Source organism: Microbacterium sp. NPDC089320, assembly GCF_040684875.1.
Taxonomy (GTDB): domain Bacteria; phylum Actinomycetota; class Actinomycetes; order Actinomycetales; family Microbacteriaceae; genus Microbacterium.
The window spans coordinates 379,215-393,993 of record NZ_JBFBGY010000004.1; the positions used below are offsets into that span (position 1 = coordinate 379,215).

Here is a 14,779-nt window from a genome sequence, read left to right on the forward strand (position 1 = left end):
CCACTAGATCGCTTTAGTAAATCCGATAGCATTGTCGGCATCGGCCCGATCACCGGGTCCCAGTCACGCACCACGCACACGACCCCCCTCACCGTCGAGCCCGGAGAACCACATACATGCATGACGACACCTCGCTCACCGTCGGCCGCGTCAAGAGGGTGCTCGACGAGCGCATCCGCCCGGCCGTCCACTCGGCCGCCGTGCCCCTCACCGTCGAGATCAACCAGCTCCCCGGCGAGCCGATCAGCCCCGCCGAGGGGCTCGCTCTCGAGTTCGCTCCGGCATCCGTGCCCAGCATGTGGGGTCCTGCCTGGTCGACGACGTGGTTCAAGATCACCGGCGCGGTGCCCGCCGATTGGGCCGGCCGTCGGGTCGAGGCGGTCATCGACCTCGGGTTCGACATCAACATGCCCGGCTTCCAGTGCGAGGCTCTCGTGTACCGTCCCGACGGAACGCCGGTGAAGAGCATCAACCCCCGCAATCAGTGGCTGCCCATCACCGAGAGCGCGCACGGCGACGAGCCGGTCGAGCTCTACCTCGAAGCCGCAGCCAACCCGGTGCTGCTCGACTACCACCCCTTCCTCCCGACGCAGGAGGGCGACATCCGCACCTCGTCGCGTGAGCCTCTCTACCGCACCCGTCGCATCGACCTCGCTGTGTTCGAGCAGGAGGTGTTCGAGCTGTCGCTCGACCTCGAGGTGCTGTTCGAGCTGCAGGCCGAGCTGCCCGCGACCTCGCCGCGACGGATGCAGATCCTGCAGGCGATGGACGACGCCCTCGACGTGCTCGACCTGCAGCGCATCGTCGCCACCGCATCCGACGCCCGGGCTCGGCTCGCCCCCGTGCTCGCCGCGCCTGCCGAGGCGAGCGCGCACCGCATCTCGGCGATCGGACATGCGCACATCGACTCGGCGTGGCTGTGGCCGGTGCGCGAGACGATCCGCAAGGTGGCCCGCACCACCTCCTCGATGACGACGCTGATCGAGGAGCAGCCCGACTTCCTCTACGGGATGTCGAGCGCCCAGCAGTACGCCTGGCTCAAGGAGCACCGACCCGAGGTCTACGCCAGAGTCAAGGCCGCGGTCGCGGAGGGGCGGTTCCTGCCGCTCGGCGGCATGTGGGTCGAATCCGACACGGTGATGCCCTCGGGTGAATCGCTCGTGCGTCAGTTCTCGTTCGGTCAGCGGTTCTTCGAGAGCGAGTTCGGCATCCGTTCGAAGGGCGTCTGGCTGCCCGACAGCTTCGGATACTCGCCCGCCCTGCCCCAGCTCATGCGCCGTGCCGGCTTCGAGTGGTTCTTCACGCAGAAGATCTCGTGGAACCAGCAGAACGTGTTCCCCCACCACAGCTTTCTCTGGGAGGGCATCGACGGCTCGCAGGTGTTCACGCACTTCCCGTCGATGGACACCTACAACTCCCAGCTGAGCGGCATGGAGGTCGCCAAGGCCTCCCGTCAGTTCAAGGAGAACCGAGTGACCTCGCGGTCGATCGCCCCGGTCGGCTGGGGAGACGGCGGCGGCGGCACCACGCGGGAGATGACCGGCAAGGCGAAGCGTCTTGAGAACCTCGAGGGCAGCGCACGGGTCGTGTGGGAGCACCCGGACAGCTTCTTCGAGGCGGCCCGTGCCGAGCTGCCGAACCCCGCCGTGTGGGTCGGCGAGCTGTATCTCGAACTGCACCGCGGCACCCTCACCAGCCAGCACGCCACCAAGGCGCTGCACCGCTGGTGCGAGCACGCGCTCGTCGAGGCCGAGCTGTGGGCCGCGACGGATGCCGTGCGCACCGGTGCCGCCTATCCCCGAGCCGAGTTCGATCGCCTATGGGAGACCGTGCTGCTGCACGAGTTCCACGACATCCTCCCCGGCACCTCCATCGCGTGGGTGCACCGCGAGGCCGTCGAGGTGCTCTCCGACGTGCTCTCCGATGCGCGGGATCTGGCGGATGCAGCCCGTCGGTCGCTCGCCGGAGAGGGGGAGCGCGAGCTGCTGTTCGTGCCGACTTCGGTCGGCGGCGCGGGTCGCGCGCTGGGCGCCGATTTCGTCGAGGCGCCGGCCCCGGCATCCGTCCTCCTCGCCGGGGAGGACGGCGGCTGGCGACTCGAGAACGAGCTGGTCTCGGTGCTGATCTCGGCCGACGGGCTCATCGTCTCGGCGGTCGACAAGGCGACCGGTCGAGAGACGGTGGCCGAGGGGCGTGCGGCGAATCTGTTCCAGCTGCACCAGGACTTCCCCAACATGTGGGACGCCTGGGACATCGACCGCTACTACCGCAACAGCGTCGACGATCTCACGGCGGTCTCCTCGATCTCGGCATCCGTCGTCGCCGGTGTCGCGACCGTCTCCGTGACCCGGGCGTTCTCGGAGTCGACGATCGAGCAGACCATCACCCTGGCGCCGGGCGAGCGCACCGTGCTGCTGCGCAACGACGTCGACTGGCACGAGACCGAGAAGCTGCTCAAGCTCGCCTTCCCGCTCGACATCCAGGCCACGCACACCGAGGCCGAGACGCAGTTCGGCTACCAGTCGCGGGTGACGCACACGAACACCAGCTGGGAGGCCGCGAAGTTCGAGACCTCGATGCATCGGTTCGTGCTGGTGCGCGAGCAGGACTTCGGCGTCGCGCTCGTGAACGACTCGATCTACGGGTACGACACATCGCGCGAGGTGTCGGACGACGCCGTGGCCACGACCGTGCGACTCTCGCTGCTGCGCGCGCCCCGGTTCCCCGATCCCGACACCGATCACGGGCACCACGAGATCACGATCGGCTTCGTGATCGGGGCGGATGCGGCGATCGCCACGACCGAGGGCATCCGACTCAATTCGCTGCCGACGATGATGCGCGGCGCGCGCGAGGTCGCGCCTCTCGTGTCCGTGGAGGGCGACGGCATCGTGGTCTCGGGCGTGAAGCTCGCCGACGATGGGTCGGGCGATGTCGTCGTGCGTCTCTACGAGGCGCTCGGGCGCCGCGCCGTCGGCACGCTGGTCGCCGACTTCGAGCACCGGGAGATCCGCGAGGTCTCGCTGATCGAGGATGCGCTCGATGACGCGCGTGTCGGCGGCGAACTGCGCCTGCGTCCGTTCGAGGTGCGGACGCTGCGCATCGTGCGCTGAGGTCCGAAGCTCTCGGGGTCCCGCGGCCGTTTCGGGTGCGGGGCCCTTTCGGGTGTTGTGGCGGTCGGCTCACCGGAGGACGATGAACGAATGGCGACCGTCGAAGACGTCCGTGAGATCGCTCTCGCGCTGCCCGGTGTGACCGAGCGTGTGGGCGGGCACACCGGCGAGCCCTCCTGGCGGTTGCCGAGTGGGCAGATCGCCTGGGTGAGGAAGCCCAGCAAGGTCGATCTGCGTCAACTCGCCGACCTCGGGCTCGAATGGCCGGAAGGGACGGTGCTGGGAGTGCGCGTCGGCAGCCTCGAAGAGAAGGCCGCGTTGCTCGCCGCGGAACCCGAGGGACTGTTCTCCATTCCGCATTTCGACGGATACCCGGGGCTGCTGGTGCAGCTCGACGCGGTGGAACGCGAGCGATTGGCCGAGATCATCGCGGACGCCTGGCTGGTGCGGGCACCGGTGCTCGTCGCGAAGCAGTGGCTCGCGGAACGCGGATTGGACTGATCAGGCCGCGAGGAGGAACGGTCGGGCCGCGTCGAGGAAGGCGCGTGGGTCGTCGGCCCAGAGACGGATGCGGTCGACCTGGTGCGTCCCGCCCTTCGGTGCGAGCCCCGGGAGCCGGATCGCGACCGGGCGTTCGAGTTCGATCTCGATGTTCGTCTCGTCCTGCATCCGCTCGGCGTACTCCGAACCGACGACCCGCGGCTGCTTGGGCTCGTCGACCCGACGGTCGATCGCGACGGACGCGATGTCGGCCCAGTCGATCGGCACGTCGAGCTCGAGTCCGCTGCGCACCCGCACGCCGTCGGGCCCCACGGCGTGCGGACGCATGAGCATCGCGCACAGCAGCCCGATCATCCACGTGACGCCCCAGATCCCCAGCACCAGCAGGGTGATGCGCACGACGGGCCACTGATGCACGATCAGGTCGAGGATCGGGATCTCGACAGCCGAGAGGCCGATGAAGATGAACAGCACAGTGAGCACGGGGCGGTGATAGCCGATGCCCGTGCCGCCTTTCGGGACGGCGGGGCGGCGAGCGATCGCACGCGCGATGCTCGAGTAGACGCGAAGCTCGGCGACCCATGCACGACGGAGGCCGTTGAGGATGCGCGCGATCGGGGTCGGGCTCGGAGCGGTCGTCTGCACCTGGCCGGTCATGGTGTGCCCTCTATCGTCGGGAGGGTGCCCGTGCTCGCTGCGGCGACGAGGTGCTCGAGGTGCGTGGCCACAGCGGAGAGGCCGCGTTCGACGGCCGCACGGTCGGCAGGGTCGATAGCCGACAGCAGGGTCTGGTTGAGCTGGGAGTGTTCCTCCTGCATCCGGGCCATCGTTTTGGTCGCGGCGCCCGTCAACTCGACCAGTACTGCGCGTCGATCGGTGGGGTGAGGAGCGCGGCGGACGTGTCCCGACTTCTCGAGCGCGTCGACGAGTCCGGTGATGTTGCGGGGGCTGACCTCGCAGAGCTGAGCGAGAGTCTGCTGGGTCGACGGACCCGCGTGCTGCAGGACCCACAGCAGGTGCACGCGGGCAGTCGTGAGTCCGGTGCCGTCGAAGGCGCGTGCCATGTCCCTCTGAAAGAGGTCGGCGATCTGCAGCAGGCGGTCGACGAAGAGCGGCTCCATGATTGTGATGCTACTACATAGTTACCTTTATTCACTAGTTTGCAACGGGGGCTGGGTGGTTTGACTCGCATCCCTTCTTCTCTTCCTCTCCCTTCTTCTCTTCCTCTCCCTTTCTTCTCTTCTTCTCCCTTCTTCTCCCTTCTTCTCTTCCTCTCCCTTCGCGCGGCATTCCGGGAGATTGGAATACGTGGTCTGATCTGGGGTAAAACGGCCTGGTTTCGGGGGTCGAATGTCGGTGGTGCCGGGTTGACTGTGGGGTATGAACAGCACTGCGGAGCGTTTGGATCGGGTCATCGCCGACCTTGATGCGGTGCTGTCCGATGATGCTTTGGCGGGGTTGAGCGACGCGGACCGGGTCGCGGTGCTGCAGGGCGCGGGGGCGGCGTTTCGGCGGGCGGAGGCGGTGATCGTGGAGACGATCGCGACCGGGGATCCCGGTGACTTTCCGCATTCGGCGGGGTGTCGGGGTGTGAACGAGCTGGTGCAGCGGACGGTCGGGGTGGACGTGCGGGGTGCGTCCCGGGTGGACCGGGTGGTGGATCTGGTGCGCAGGCCGGTGAGTCTGGCGGGGGAGCGGATGCCGGCACGGTGGTCGGAGATGCGTCTGGCGTTGCTGGGCGGGGTGATCGGTGTGGCGGGGTTTCTGGCGGCGACGGGTCCGATCGAGCGGGTGTGGGATCGGTTGAGGGTGGATCAGCGGTTGGCGGCCGATGTGGCCTTGGCGGGGTTCGCACGCGGGCACGGCCTCGACACGGACGACGCGGACCCGGATGCGGGCGCGGATGCGGATGCGGATGCGAGCGCGGATGCGGGTGCGGATGCGGGGCCGTCGCCGACGACGCAGGACCTGAAGGCGCTCGGGGAAGATCTCGCGTCGATGCTCGACCCGGATGGGGAAGAACCCAAGGATGAGGAGGCGCGCCGTAAGCGTGGCATCACGATCGGTCGGCTTCGGGACGGGGTGCATGCGATCCGTGGGTATCTGACGCCGGAGGCTGCCGCGCAGTTGCAGCTCATCATCGACGCGCTCCTCAACCCCAAAGGCGACGGGCCACCCCTGCCCGGCGTGCACTTCACCCCGAGCGACGGGGCCGGTGCAGACGCCTCCGAGGACGGAAATCCAGACGCGGATCCGTTCAACTCCGATCCGCGGTGCGTGCTCGATGACCGCACCGCGGCGCAGAAACGCCACGACGCTCTCGCCGCGGCTCTCGCGATCGCCGCCCGCCACAAGGACATGCCCACATTGGGTGGTGCCTCCCCGGTTCTCGTCGTCACGGTCGACGCGAAAGACCTCGCCCACCACGCGGCCGGCTCTGCTGTCGGTGCGACCGCGGACGGTGCTGCTGTCGGTGGTGCCGTCGGCACGACCGCGGACGGTTCTGCGTTCGGTGCTGCTGCCGGGTTGAGCGCTGGCAGCGCTTCGGGGTTGAGCGCGGGCAACGGTGGGTGGGCGACCATTCCCGGGTCCGGTGCGCACGTGCCGGTCTCGGTCGCCGCGCAGACCGCATGCGCCGGGGTGATCCAGCGGGTGCTGATGGATGAGGGGCGCATCATCGGGATCAGCACCACCGACCGGGTGTTCACCGTGCACCAGCGGCGGGCGATCATCGCCCGCGACAAGGAATGCCTCATCCCCGGATGCCACGTTCCCGCAGCCTGGTGCGAGATCCACCACGTCACCGAGCACGCGCGGGGCGGGCCGACGACGACCGACAACGGTGTTCCGTTGTGCTGGTGGCACCACCGCTCCCTCGGCACCTCCGGGTGGGAGATCCGTATGAATGAGGGGCTGCCCGAGGTCCGCGGGCCGAGCTGGTGGGACCCCGCCCACCGGTGGCGCACACCACGACTCAGCCTCCCCGCACCGACCGCAGTTCGGCGCGCTCCGATACGGATCTGAGGCGGCATCGCCGGGGCAGGAGTACAACGGACACATGAGTACAGACGTCACAGGAATCGGCGGCATCTTCGTTCGCAGCAGAGACCCCGAGGCGCGGTCGGCCTGGTACCGCGAGCACCTCGGGATCGGTGCCGGCCATGACGGTCTGTGGAATCAGCAGGCAGGCATGACGGTCTTCGCGCCGTTCGCCGCGGACAGCGACTACTTCGCAGCCGACCAGCAGTTCATGCTCAACCTGCGAGTCGCTGACATCGAAACGCTCGCCGCCCGGCTCGAAGCCTCAGGCATCCCGGTCGAGCGGCGCGACGAGTGGAACACCGCGGAATACGGGACGTTCGCGCGCATCCACGATCCGGAAGGGCTCGCGATCGAACTGTGGCAGCCACCGAAGCAGTAGCAACAGCCGCAGCAGAGTTCAAAGTTCAGAGTTCAACGTTCAACGATCAGGCGGGCGCAGGCTCGCAGACGATGGTGCTCCCGGTCGGTCACGCCGGGTCGAGCCGCAGGACCTCAGGTGACTCGCCGCCCGTGACCTCGTCGGCGATACGGATGCTGCGAGCAAGGTCATCGAGCGCTCCGTCGAGGGTGCCGAAGCGTTCGCGGTCGCTGCACACCGCGGTCAGCGTCACGAGGTGGGTGCCGGTGTCCCACGTGTATGTGACGAAAGGCGGAGACGCCGGGGCCGCGGGCATCGCCACGACGAGCTTCTCGCCCGCGCCGAGCCATCGGCTCGAGAACGACTGGGTGTCGTCATAGTCCATCGGCATCGAAGCGCGGGCGATCCGCACCTCGGCGGTCAGCGCCTGTGCGGTCGCCATCGCGACCACCAGCTCCGGGTCGGCCTTCCAGGTCCAGACGAGCACGCGCCCGTCCGCGCGGCGCATCAGCGCCGGTGCGGCTTGGCTCATCGCCCACGCGCCGAAGCGCGAACCCGGGCGCTGCGTGGCGCCGATCGCCGAGTTCACCTGCCCCAGCAGCATCCGGATCGCCGCCTTGCGGTGCCGTCGCCCCCTCCATCCGAGCGAATCCGTGACAGGGATCCACAGTTGCGGGTCGGCATCGGCAGTCAGTCGCATGCCTCCACGCTAGGGGGTGAGGCTGAGGGATGCCGGTATGCCTCGGCGGCTCGAACAGGCCCCTCGGGTAGAGTGGCGAGCGCCCGATCGGGCTCCCCTGGCCGCCGTACCGTAAGGCAGAATGTCCTCCTCTACCTCCGATCCGACGAGTGCTTCCGACGTCGCTCCCCAGGCGGGAGCCCGTCCACTGCGCATCCTGATCGGATGCGACACCTTCGCGCCCGACATCAACGGTGCCGCGCGCTTCGCCGAGCGCCTCGCGGCAGGTCTCGTGCAGCGCGGCCACGACGTGCATGTCGTCGCGCCGAACGTGGCCTACCGCCGCACGCCTGCGCGCACGGAGGTGATCGAGGGCGAGCCGATGACTCTTCACCGCCTGCCGTCGGTGCGCTGGGCTCCGCACGACTGGCTGCGCTTCGTGTGGCCGTGGCGCGTGAAGCACTACGCCCGCAAGATCCTCGACGACGTGCAGCCCGACGTCGTGCACATCCAGTCCCACATCGTGATCGGTCGAGGTCTCTCGCGCATCGCGCACGAGCGGGGAATACCGGTGATCGCGACGAACCACGTGATGGCCGAGAACATCCTCGATCACACCACCATGCCGAAGTTCGTCGATGATCTCGTGCTGCGGTGGGCGTGGGGCGACGCGAAGCGCACCTTCGCCCTCACGCGCTCGATCACCACGCCGACGCGTCGAGCGGCCGACTTCCTCGAGCGCACCGTCGCCGTCGAGAACGTCATTCCCGTCAGCTGCGGCATCGACCGCACGCAGTACACCCCGGTCGTCGCACCCCGTGACGCGAACCGCATCATCTTCGTCGGCCGACTGACCGCTGAGAAGCAGGTCGAGGTCATCCTGCAGGCGATGACGAAACTCGACCCCGCTCTGCAGACCACCTTCGACATCGTCGGCGGCGGAGACCAGCGCAAGCAGCTCGAGCATCTCGCCCACCAGCTCGGGCTCGCAGACCGCGTGACGTTCCACGGCCGCACGAGCGATGAGGAACTGCGTGCGCTGCTGTCGCGCGCATCGGTCTTCACCATCGCCTCGATCGCCGAACTGCAGTCGATCGCGACGATGGAGGCGATGGCCTCGGCGTTGCCGATCGTCGCAGCGGATGCCGTGGCTCTGCCGCACCTCGTGCACGACGGCGAGAACGGCTATCTCTTCGAACCGGGGAACGCCGATGCCCTCGCCGCGCGGCTCACCGACGTGTTGACCGCGTCGCCCGGAGAGTATGCGCGCATGCAGCAGGCATCCCTCGACGGCGTCGCGATCCACGACATCAACCGCACGCTCGACACCTTCGAGGCGCTGTACCGCGACGAGCCTCTGCCCGAGTGACGGCACCCGCCATGCACATCGTGTTCTTCGGCGACCAGCACCTCGACTCGCTCGGCGGGGCACAGGTGTCGATGCGGCTCCAGCGCGAGTTCCTCGAGCGCGCAGGCCACATCGTGACCGTCGTCGCCCCGAAGATGCACGGGCCGCGGGCCGCAGGCAGCGCCGACCCCTCGAACCTCGATCTGCCGTCGGTGCCGATCACCCTCGACCGCGAGTATTCGATGAGCTGGCCGGGGCGTCGCTCCGATCGCTTCCTCGATCAGGCGCTGACGCATCGGCCACGGGTGGACCTCGTGCATGTTCAGGCCGACTTCTGGGGCGCGTTCATCGGGCACCGATACGCGGCTCGGCACGGCATTCCTGTCGTGCACACCATGCACAACCGAGTGGACGTGGGGATCGCCGCGGTCACCCCGCTGCCTGGGCCGGTTCTCGCCGCACTGAACATCTGGCGCCGGCGGGCACTCGCGGGGGCGGTGCCGACGATCGGCGGCAGTGACGGCTGGGCGTTTCTGCGCGGCATCGCCAGTGGCGCATCGGCTGTGACGGCGCCGTCGACGCATTTCGCCCGTCGCCTCGAAGAGCACGACGTGTTCCGTCCCGTCGACGTCGTCTGGAACGGCATCGACGACGACATCCGAGATGCGACCCTCGCTGCCGCGCCGGGCGAACGTGCGCCGGGGCGCCCGCGATTCGTCTGGCTCGGGCGCATGAGTCCCGAGAAGCGACTGCTTCCCTTCCTCGAGGCCTTCGTCGAATCCGGCGTCGATGCCGAGCTCGAGATCATCGGTGGCGGAGCCCAACGTGCGGCTGCGGAGAAGATCGTCGCGGACCTGTCGACCGTCCGCTTCGCGGGCAAGCTCAGCTATCCCGACACTCTGGCGCGCATCGCCGTCGCTGACGCGCTCGTGCAGACCTCCATCGGCTTCGAGACCCAGGGGATGACGCCGTTCGAAGCGGCCACCCTCGGCACGCCGTCGGTGATCAGCGACCCCGACATCGCCGCTGAGCTCGGCGGTGGTCTGTGGGCTGTTCCTGGCGCCTCCGGCACCGAGGATCAGCGACGGGCGGGCCTTGTCGGAACTCTGCGCCGCGCGGCATCCGACATCGCTGCCGGCATCGCTCCGCAGCCGTCGCGCGACGTCTCGGAGTCGTTCCGTCAGTCTTCGCGCACCGCCGCGATGATCGAGGTCTACGAGCGTGTGCTCTCCGATGAGTCTCGGGCTCAGAAACCGAAGTAGTAGAACAGGCTCGACACCCACGAGATGAGGGTGCCGACGACGGTGCTGCCGCCCACGCCGATCGCGATGGCCGCGAGCAGGTGAGGCGCCGGGCGTCGAAGCGCGATGAGCCCGAGCGCCAGACCCGTGCCCGCAACGGCCAGCACGATGAGATTCACGAGGTTCCCCAGCAGATCGACGAACTGGTAGCCGATGCTCATGTAGAGGAACGGGGTGATGATCTGGAAGAAGAGTCCGACGGCTGCGCCGCTCACCGCCACGACGAATGCGGTGCGACCGAGGCCGCCTGCGCGCGGTGCCGTCGGGCCGGGTGAGTACGGCGGCGTCGTGACTCCGTAGGGCTGTCCGGGTTGTGCGTGGGGCTGGCCGGGTTGCGCATACGGCTGTCCGGGTTGTGCGTGCGGCTGGCCGGGTTGTGCGTGCGGCTGGCCGGGCTGTGCGTAGGGCTCTCCGGGTTGTGCGTAGGGCTGGCCGGGCTGCGCGTGGGGCTGTCCGGGCTGCGCGTGGGGCTGTCCGGCATCCCCGGGCTGGTCTGAATTCTGCTGCTGGTCGCTCATCGGTTCTCCGGCCGGTCAGAAGGGAAGTGCGTAGAAGAGGTTCGAGACCCACGAGATGATGATTCCGACGAGCTGCGCGGCGGTGATGCCGATCGCGATGCCCGCGAGGATCTGCGACCCCGGTCGGCGCACTGACATCACGCCGAGGATGAGTCCCACCACGGCGACCACCAGCACGAGTCCGGTGCCGATCGCGGAGAACGCGCCGATCGCGGAGGGGTCGCTCGTCATCCGGAACATCAGAGGGTAGGACAGGGAGACGACGAGCCCGACCGCGAGCGAGACGAGGCTGAGAAGGAAGGCGACGCGGCCGAGGCCCGCTCCCGACGGAACCGGGTGCTGCTGCCCCGGGTACGCCTGTCCGGGGTACGCCTGTCCGGGGTACGCCTGACCCGGGTACGCCTGTCCGGGGTACGCCTGCCCGGGGTGCGGCTGTCCGGGCTGCGCCTCCCCGGGCTGCGCCGGCCCCGGCTGCGCCGGATAGTGCGAACCCGCGTAGTTCGGGGGAGTTCCGTGGGGCTGCGCGGGAGGCTGCTGGGGCTCGCTCATGCACACGAGCGTAGCCGCGCACGTCGGTGCCGGGGAGACCCCGCTCGGTGTCAGCGGTGAGACGGTCGGGTCAGCGGTAGACGCGGCCGGTCTCCGCCATGTCGAGGGCGTCTCGATCGGCCACGCGGGACCAGTCGGTGGGAACGCGTCGGTATCCGTCGCGGCGCAGTTCGATGACGGTGGACACGAGGGCCCACACGACGAGAGCGATGAGTGCGATGATGAGGAACATGGCAGAAACGCTACGTTCACTGTTGATCTGCCACGAGTGGCAGAATAGACTCTGCGCGTAGGAATACTGCCAAACCGGGAGAGAGCCATGATGAAGACCGTCGCCTGCATCGTTCAAGACGGATTCGCGCCGTTCGAGTTCGGTCTGGCCTGCGAGGCGTTCGGACTGGATCGGTCGAACGACGGGGTCCCGAACTTCGACTTCCGGGTCATCGCACCGCATCCCGGCGTCGTGAGGTCGAAGCTCGGGTTCTCGATCAACGTCGAGCACGACCTGTCGTTCGCGTACGAGGCCGATCTCGTCATCCTGTGCCCGGTTCCGCGGGAGTACTGGACGCAGATCGACCCGCTGCTCGTCGAGGTCGCCCGAGACGCGGTGGCGCGTGGTGCCTGGGTGCTCACGATCTGCAGCGGATCGTTCATCCTGGGCGCAGCCGGCGTGCTCGACGGTCGTCGCGCGACCACGCACTGGATGTACTCCGACGTGATGGCCGAGATGTACCCCGAGATCGATATCGACCCCGACGTGCTCTTCGTGCAGGACGGCCGCATCATCACGAGCGCCGGCACAGCGGCGGGCATCGACGCCTGTCTGCATCTGCTGCGCATCGAGCTGGGCGCCGAGCTCACCAATCGCATCGCCCGCCGCATGGTCGTCCCGCCTCAGCGCGACGGGGGCCAGGCGCAGTTCATCGACCGGCCGATCCCCGTCGCGCAGAGCGACTCGCTCGCCGCCGTCGCGGATTGGGCCGTCGCTCATCTGCGAGACGATCTCGGCGTCGATCAGCTCGCAGCTCGCGCGCTCATGTCTCCCCGCACGTTCGCTCGACGGTTCAAGGCGGAGTACGGGGCGACTCCGGCGGCCTGGCTCGCACGGCAGCGCGTGCTGCACGCCCAGCGGATGCTCGAGCGCAGCGATCTGTCACTCGAGCAGATCGCCGACGAGTGCGGATTCGGCTCGGCGGCAGTGCTGCGGCAGAACTTCTCGAGAGTGCTCGGCACGACCCCGACGGCCTACCGCGCGCGGTTCTCGTGCGCCGACGACTCGGAGACCTCGGCGGCGTGACCGCGCGGCGTCACGCCGCACGGTGGGCGTTCTGCCCGCGCCGCGCTCAGTGCTCCCAGTGGCCGGGGCTGGGAAGCGCGCGATACTCGACGTCGACCCCGTCGGCGGTGACCGACGCCGTGCAGTACAGCAGCGACTGGGTCGGGTAGCCGTGCGGGCGGTTGTCGCGGATGATCGCCCGATCGTCTTCGGGGTCGAGCCGCGCCGTCGAGGCGAGAAGCGATGTCCACTCGCCGGTCCAGTCAGGGCTGTCGGCGGCGGGACCCAGTGCGCGGAACTCCGTCAGCCACGCAGCGATCCGCGGAGTGTCGAGATCGTCGAGGTCGTCGTGCGCGATCATGTGGATGCCGTCGCCGAGCGCCGTCTCGCGCAGCTCGGCGCCGTCCCAGCTCAGCACTCGCGCTCCCTCCGGCCGCACCTCGAGCAGGTTGAAGCCGTGCATGGGCAGCGGAGCGACGGGAGAGCGTCCCACGACCGACTCGAGGGCGAGTGAACCGCGAGACACGGCGGCGTCTGTCGCGAGGTCGACGACGTCGGCGCGGTTCAGCAGCACCGCGAGCCGTCTCTCGGCGGCATTCACCGCGAGCCAGGCGCCGCCCGCACGCCGATCGCGGATGCCGGCGACACCGGGGTAGGCGTCCGGCCACCATTCGCCCAGGGCATCCCACTCCCGCTGCGGGTCTTCGTCGCGCACCGCGAGCAGCCGCGCGGTCTCGGTTCCGGCCACATCGATCACCACGGTGCACACGGGCTCCAGTCTAGAAGCGCCTTGCAGTCCCAGGCCCGCGGCGTCGGATGCTGGGGCAGAATCGAACCGTGAACATCGTCGTCGGGGTTACGGGTGGCATCGCCGCATACAAGACAGTGCACCTGGTGCGTCTGCTGACCAAGGCGGGACACGAGGTGACCGTCGTGCCGACCGAGGACGCTCTGCGATTCGTCGGCACCCCCACCTGGGAGGCGCTGAGTCGGCATCCGGTCACGACGAGCGTGCATGACGACGTGGCGCGTGTGCGTCATGTCGCGCTCGGTCAGAACGCCGATCTCGTGGTCGTCGCCCCTGCGACGGCGAACTCGATCGCGAAGATCACCGCGGGCATCGCCGACGACCTGCTCGGCACCACGCTGCTCGCCACGGAAGCGCCGGTGCTGCTCGCGCCCGCCATGCACGCCGAGATGTGGCGCAACGCCGCCACGCAGGCGAACATCGCAACCCTGAGATCCCGCGGGGTGCATCTGGTCGGTCCGTCTGACGGCGAGCTGGCCGGAGGTGACAGCGGGCCGGGTCGCATGTCGGAACCCGAGGTCATCTTCGAGGCGGCCCTCGGTCTTCTCGCACCGCGTGACCTCGACGGGCTCGGCGTGGTCGTCTCGGCGGGCGGCACCCGGGAGCCGATCGATCCCGTGCGCTTCCTCGGCAACCGATCGAGCGGTCGGCAGGGCATCGCGCTCGCGGTGGACGCCGCGGCCCGTGGCGCCGACGTGACGGTGGTCGCCGCGAACATCTCGGACGATGTGCTGGCCGACGCCCGGCATCCGTCCATCCGGGTCGTCCCGGTCGGGACCGCGGCGGAGCTCTCCGACGCGATGAAGGATGCCGCCCTGGCTGCCGACATCGTCATCATGGCCGCCGCCGTCGCCGATTATCGACCGGCGACGGTCGCGCACCAGAAGTTCACGAAAGAGCAGGGCGTGCTGACCCACGTCGACCTGGTCGAGAACGAAGACGTGGTCGCCGCGCTCGCGGCTGCCCGCGCCGAGGGCCACGCTCCCGGTGGGCAGACGATCATCGCCTTCGCGGCCGAGACGTCGGAAGACGCGGAGGAGCGTCGCGAGCGCGCTCGCCGCAAGCGCGAACGCAAGGGCGTCGACCTGCTCGCGGTGAACCTCGCGAACGCCGATCACGGCTTCGAGAAGCGCGACAACGCGGTCGAGATCGTCGGGGCGGGAGGTGAGGTCGTGGCATCCGCTGCCGGGTCGAAGAACGAGGTCGCCCGAGCGATCCTGGATGCCGCGCGCAGAATGCGCTAAACTTGAGTCAAGTCCACTCAACTTTGTGGGCGCCGACCAGAA

At 68.8% G+C, this 14,779-nt stretch carries 16 protein-coding genes; 9 read left to right on the forward strand and 7 right to left on the reverse strand.

Annotation, left to right across the window (positions count from 1 at the left end; all coding sequences use genetic code 11):
* The first annotated feature begins 116 nt into the window (after positions 1-116).
* Both AB0N61_RS13665 and AB0N61_RS13670 read left to right on the forward strand, forming a co-directional pair.
* A complete protein-coding gene (locus AB0N61_RS13665) occupies positions 117-3,113 on the forward strand; it encodes a glycoside hydrolase family 38 C-terminal domain-containing protein (RefSeq protein WP_363364852.1) in 2,997 nt (998 codons plus the stop codon).
* Between the two features lie 90 nt (positions 3,114-3,203).
* The gene (locus tag AB0N61_RS13670; protein WP_167948267.1) at positions 3,204-3,614 is read left to right on the forward strand and encodes a hypothetical protein; all 411 of its coding nucleotides are present in this window, start codon (positions 3,204-3,206) and stop codon (positions 3,612-3,614) included.
* Here the strand turns inward: AB0N61_RS13670 and AB0N61_RS13675 are convergent, their stop codons facing one another.
* Both AB0N61_RS13675 and AB0N61_RS13680 read right to left on the reverse strand, forming a co-directional pair.
* Complete coding sequence (locus AB0N61_RS13675; protein WP_363364855.1) at positions 3,615-4,271, reverse strand: hypothetical protein; 657 nt, start codon at positions 4,269-4,271, stop codon at positions 3,615-3,617.
* Entirely contained in the window at positions 4,268-4,735 is a 468-nt protein-coding gene (locus tag AB0N61_RS13680; RefSeq protein WP_363364857.1) for a MarR family transcriptional regulator, read from the reverse strand. Before AB0N61_RS13680 ends, AB0N61_RS13675 begins: the two co-directional genes overlap by 4 nt.
* A gap of 259 nt (positions 4,736-4,994) precedes the next feature.
* Here AB0N61_RS13680 and AB0N61_RS13685 point away from each other — a divergent pair, with 259 nt between their 5' ends.
* Both AB0N61_RS13685 and AB0N61_RS13690 read left to right on the forward strand, forming a co-directional pair.
* Positions 4,995-6,638, forward strand: a complete 1,644-nt coding sequence (locus tag AB0N61_RS13685; RefSeq protein WP_363364859.1) for a DUF222 domain-containing protein — start codon at positions 4,995-4,997, stop codon at positions 6,636-6,638.
* A gap of 34 nt (positions 6,639-6,672) precedes the next feature.
* A complete protein-coding gene (locus AB0N61_RS13690; protein WP_363364861.1) occupies positions 6,673-7,035 on the forward strand; it encodes a VOC family protein in 363 nt (120 codons plus the stop codon).
* Between the two features lie 88 nt (positions 7,036-7,123).
* Here AB0N61_RS13690 and AB0N61_RS13695 read toward each other — a convergent pair whose 3' ends face one another.
* The gene (locus tag AB0N61_RS13695) at positions 7,124-7,714 is read right to left on the reverse strand and encodes a hypothetical protein (RefSeq protein ID WP_363364863.1); all 591 of its coding nucleotides are present in this window, start codon (positions 7,712-7,714) and stop codon (positions 7,124-7,126) included.
* A 121-nt stretch (positions 7,715-7,835) separates the two neighbouring features.
* Here AB0N61_RS13695 and AB0N61_RS13700 point away from each other — a divergent pair, with 121 nt between their 5' ends.
* Together AB0N61_RS13700 and AB0N61_RS13705 are read left to right on the forward strand one after the other, a co-directional pair.
* Positions 7,836-9,062, forward strand: coding sequence for a glycosyltransferase (locus tag AB0N61_RS13700; protein ID WP_363364865.1), 1,227 nt, complete (start codon positions 7,836-7,838; stop codon positions 9,060-9,062).
* Positions 9,059-10,303, forward strand: a complete 1,245-nt coding sequence (locus AB0N61_RS13705) for a glycosyltransferase (RefSeq protein WP_363364867.1) — start codon at positions 9,059-9,061, stop codon at positions 10,301-10,303. The genes AB0N61_RS13700 and AB0N61_RS13705 overlap by 4 nt, the downstream gene beginning before the upstream one ends.
* On the opposite strand, the gene AB0N61_RS13710 is transcribed toward AB0N61_RS13705, so the two are convergent.
* Both AB0N61_RS13710 and AB0N61_RS13715 read right to left on the reverse strand, forming a co-directional pair.
* Positions 10,288-10,860, reverse strand: coding sequence for a hypothetical protein (locus tag AB0N61_RS13710; RefSeq protein WP_363364869.1), 573 nt, complete (start codon positions 10,858-10,860; stop codon positions 10,288-10,290). The two genes, AB0N61_RS13705 and AB0N61_RS13710, sit on opposite strands and share 16 nt — an antisense overlap.
* 15 nt (positions 10,861-10,875) lie before the next feature.
* Positions 10,876-11,091 (reverse strand): hypothetical protein, encoded by a 216-nt coding sequence (locus AB0N61_RS13715; protein WP_363364871.1) that lies wholly within the window; start codon positions 11,089-11,091, stop codon positions 10,876-10,878.
* A 105-nt stretch (positions 11,092-11,196) separates the two neighbouring features.
* On the opposite strand from AB0N61_RS13715, the gene AB0N61_RS13720 reads away from it, so the two are divergent.
* Positions 11,197-11,469 (forward strand): pentapeptide repeat-containing protein, encoded by a 273-nt coding sequence (locus tag AB0N61_RS13720; protein WP_363364873.1) that lies wholly within the window; start codon positions 11,197-11,199, stop codon positions 11,467-11,469.
* A gap of 10 nt (positions 11,470-11,479) precedes the next feature.
* Here the strand turns inward: AB0N61_RS13720 and AB0N61_RS13725 are convergent, their stop codons facing one another.
* A complete protein-coding gene (locus tag AB0N61_RS13725) occupies positions 11,480-11,641 on the reverse strand; it encodes a hypothetical protein (RefSeq protein ID WP_363364875.1) in 162 nt (53 codons plus the stop codon).
* Positions 11,642-11,731: 90 nt separating this feature from the next.
* Here AB0N61_RS13725 and AB0N61_RS13730 point away from each other — a divergent pair, with 90 nt between their 5' ends.
* The gene (locus tag AB0N61_RS13730) at positions 11,732-12,706 is read left to right on the forward strand and encodes a helix-turn-helix domain-containing protein (RefSeq protein WP_363364990.1); all 975 of its coding nucleotides are present in this window, start codon (positions 11,732-11,734) and stop codon (positions 12,704-12,706) included.
* 46 nt (positions 12,707-12,752) lie between these two features.
* Here AB0N61_RS13730 and AB0N61_RS13735 read toward each other — a convergent pair whose 3' ends face one another.
* Positions 12,753-13,454: an NRDE family protein gene (locus AB0N61_RS13735; RefSeq protein WP_363364877.1), complete on the reverse strand. Its 702-nt coding sequence runs from the start codon at positions 13,452-13,454 to the stop codon at positions 12,753-12,755.
* Between the two features lie 68 nt (positions 13,455-13,522).
* Between AB0N61_RS13735 and coaBC the strand changes: the two genes are divergently transcribed.
* On the forward strand, positions 13,523-14,737 hold the full coding sequence (coaBC, locus tag AB0N61_RS13740) for a bifunctional phosphopantothenoylcysteine decarboxylase/phosphopantothenate--cysteine ligase CoaBC (RefSeq protein WP_363364879.1): 1,215 nt from the start codon (positions 13,523-13,525) through the stop codon (positions 14,735-14,737).
* Positions 14,738-14,779 lie beyond the last annotated feature (42 nt).

Coding starts and splice junctions, on each gene's coding strand:
- AB0N61_RS13730 (WP_363364990.1), top strand. CDS start 11,732: ATGAAGACCGTCGCCTGCATCGTTCAAGACGGATTCGCGCCGTTCGAG.
- AB0N61_RS13690 (WP_363364861.1), top strand. CDS start 6,673: ATGAGTACAGACGTCACAGGAATCGGCGGCATCTTCGTTCGCAGCAGA.
- AB0N61_RS13675 (WP_363364855.1), bottom strand. CDS start 4,271: ATGACCGGCCAGGTGCAGACGACCGCTCCGAGCCCGACCCCGATCGCG.
- AB0N61_RS13695 (WP_363364863.1), bottom strand. CDS start 7,714: ATGCGACTGACTGCCGATGCCGACCCGCAACTGTGGATCCCTGTCACG.
- AB0N61_RS13715 (WP_363364871.1), bottom strand. CDS start 11,091: ATGACGAGCGACCCCTCCGCGATCGGCGCGTTCTCCGCGATCGGCACC.
- AB0N61_RS13680 (WP_363364857.1), bottom strand. CDS start 4,735: ATGGAGCCGCTCTTCGTCGACCGCCTGCTGCAGATCGCCGACCTCTTT.
- AB0N61_RS13685 (WP_363364859.1), top strand. CDS start 4,995: ATGAACAGCACTGCGGAGCGTTTGGATCGGGTCATCGCCGACCTTGAT.
- AB0N61_RS13665 (WP_363364852.1), top strand. CDS start 117: ATGCATGACGACACCTCGCTCACCGTCGGCCGCGTCAAGAGGGTGCTC.
- AB0N61_RS13670 (WP_167948267.1), top strand. CDS start 3,204: ATGGCGACCGTCGAAGACGTCCGTGAGATCGCTCTCGCGCTGCCCGGT.
- AB0N61_RS13725 (WP_363364875.1), bottom strand. CDS start 11,641: ATGTTCCTCATCATCGCACTCATCGCTCTCGTCGTGTGGGCCCTCGTG.
- AB0N61_RS13710 (WP_363364869.1), bottom strand. CDS start 10,860: ATGAGCGACCAGCAGCAGAATTCAGACCAGCCCGGGGATGCCGGACAG.
- AB0N61_RS13700 (WP_363364865.1), top strand. CDS start 7,836: ATGTCCTCCTCTACCTCCGATCCGACGAGTGCTTCCGACGTCGCTCCC.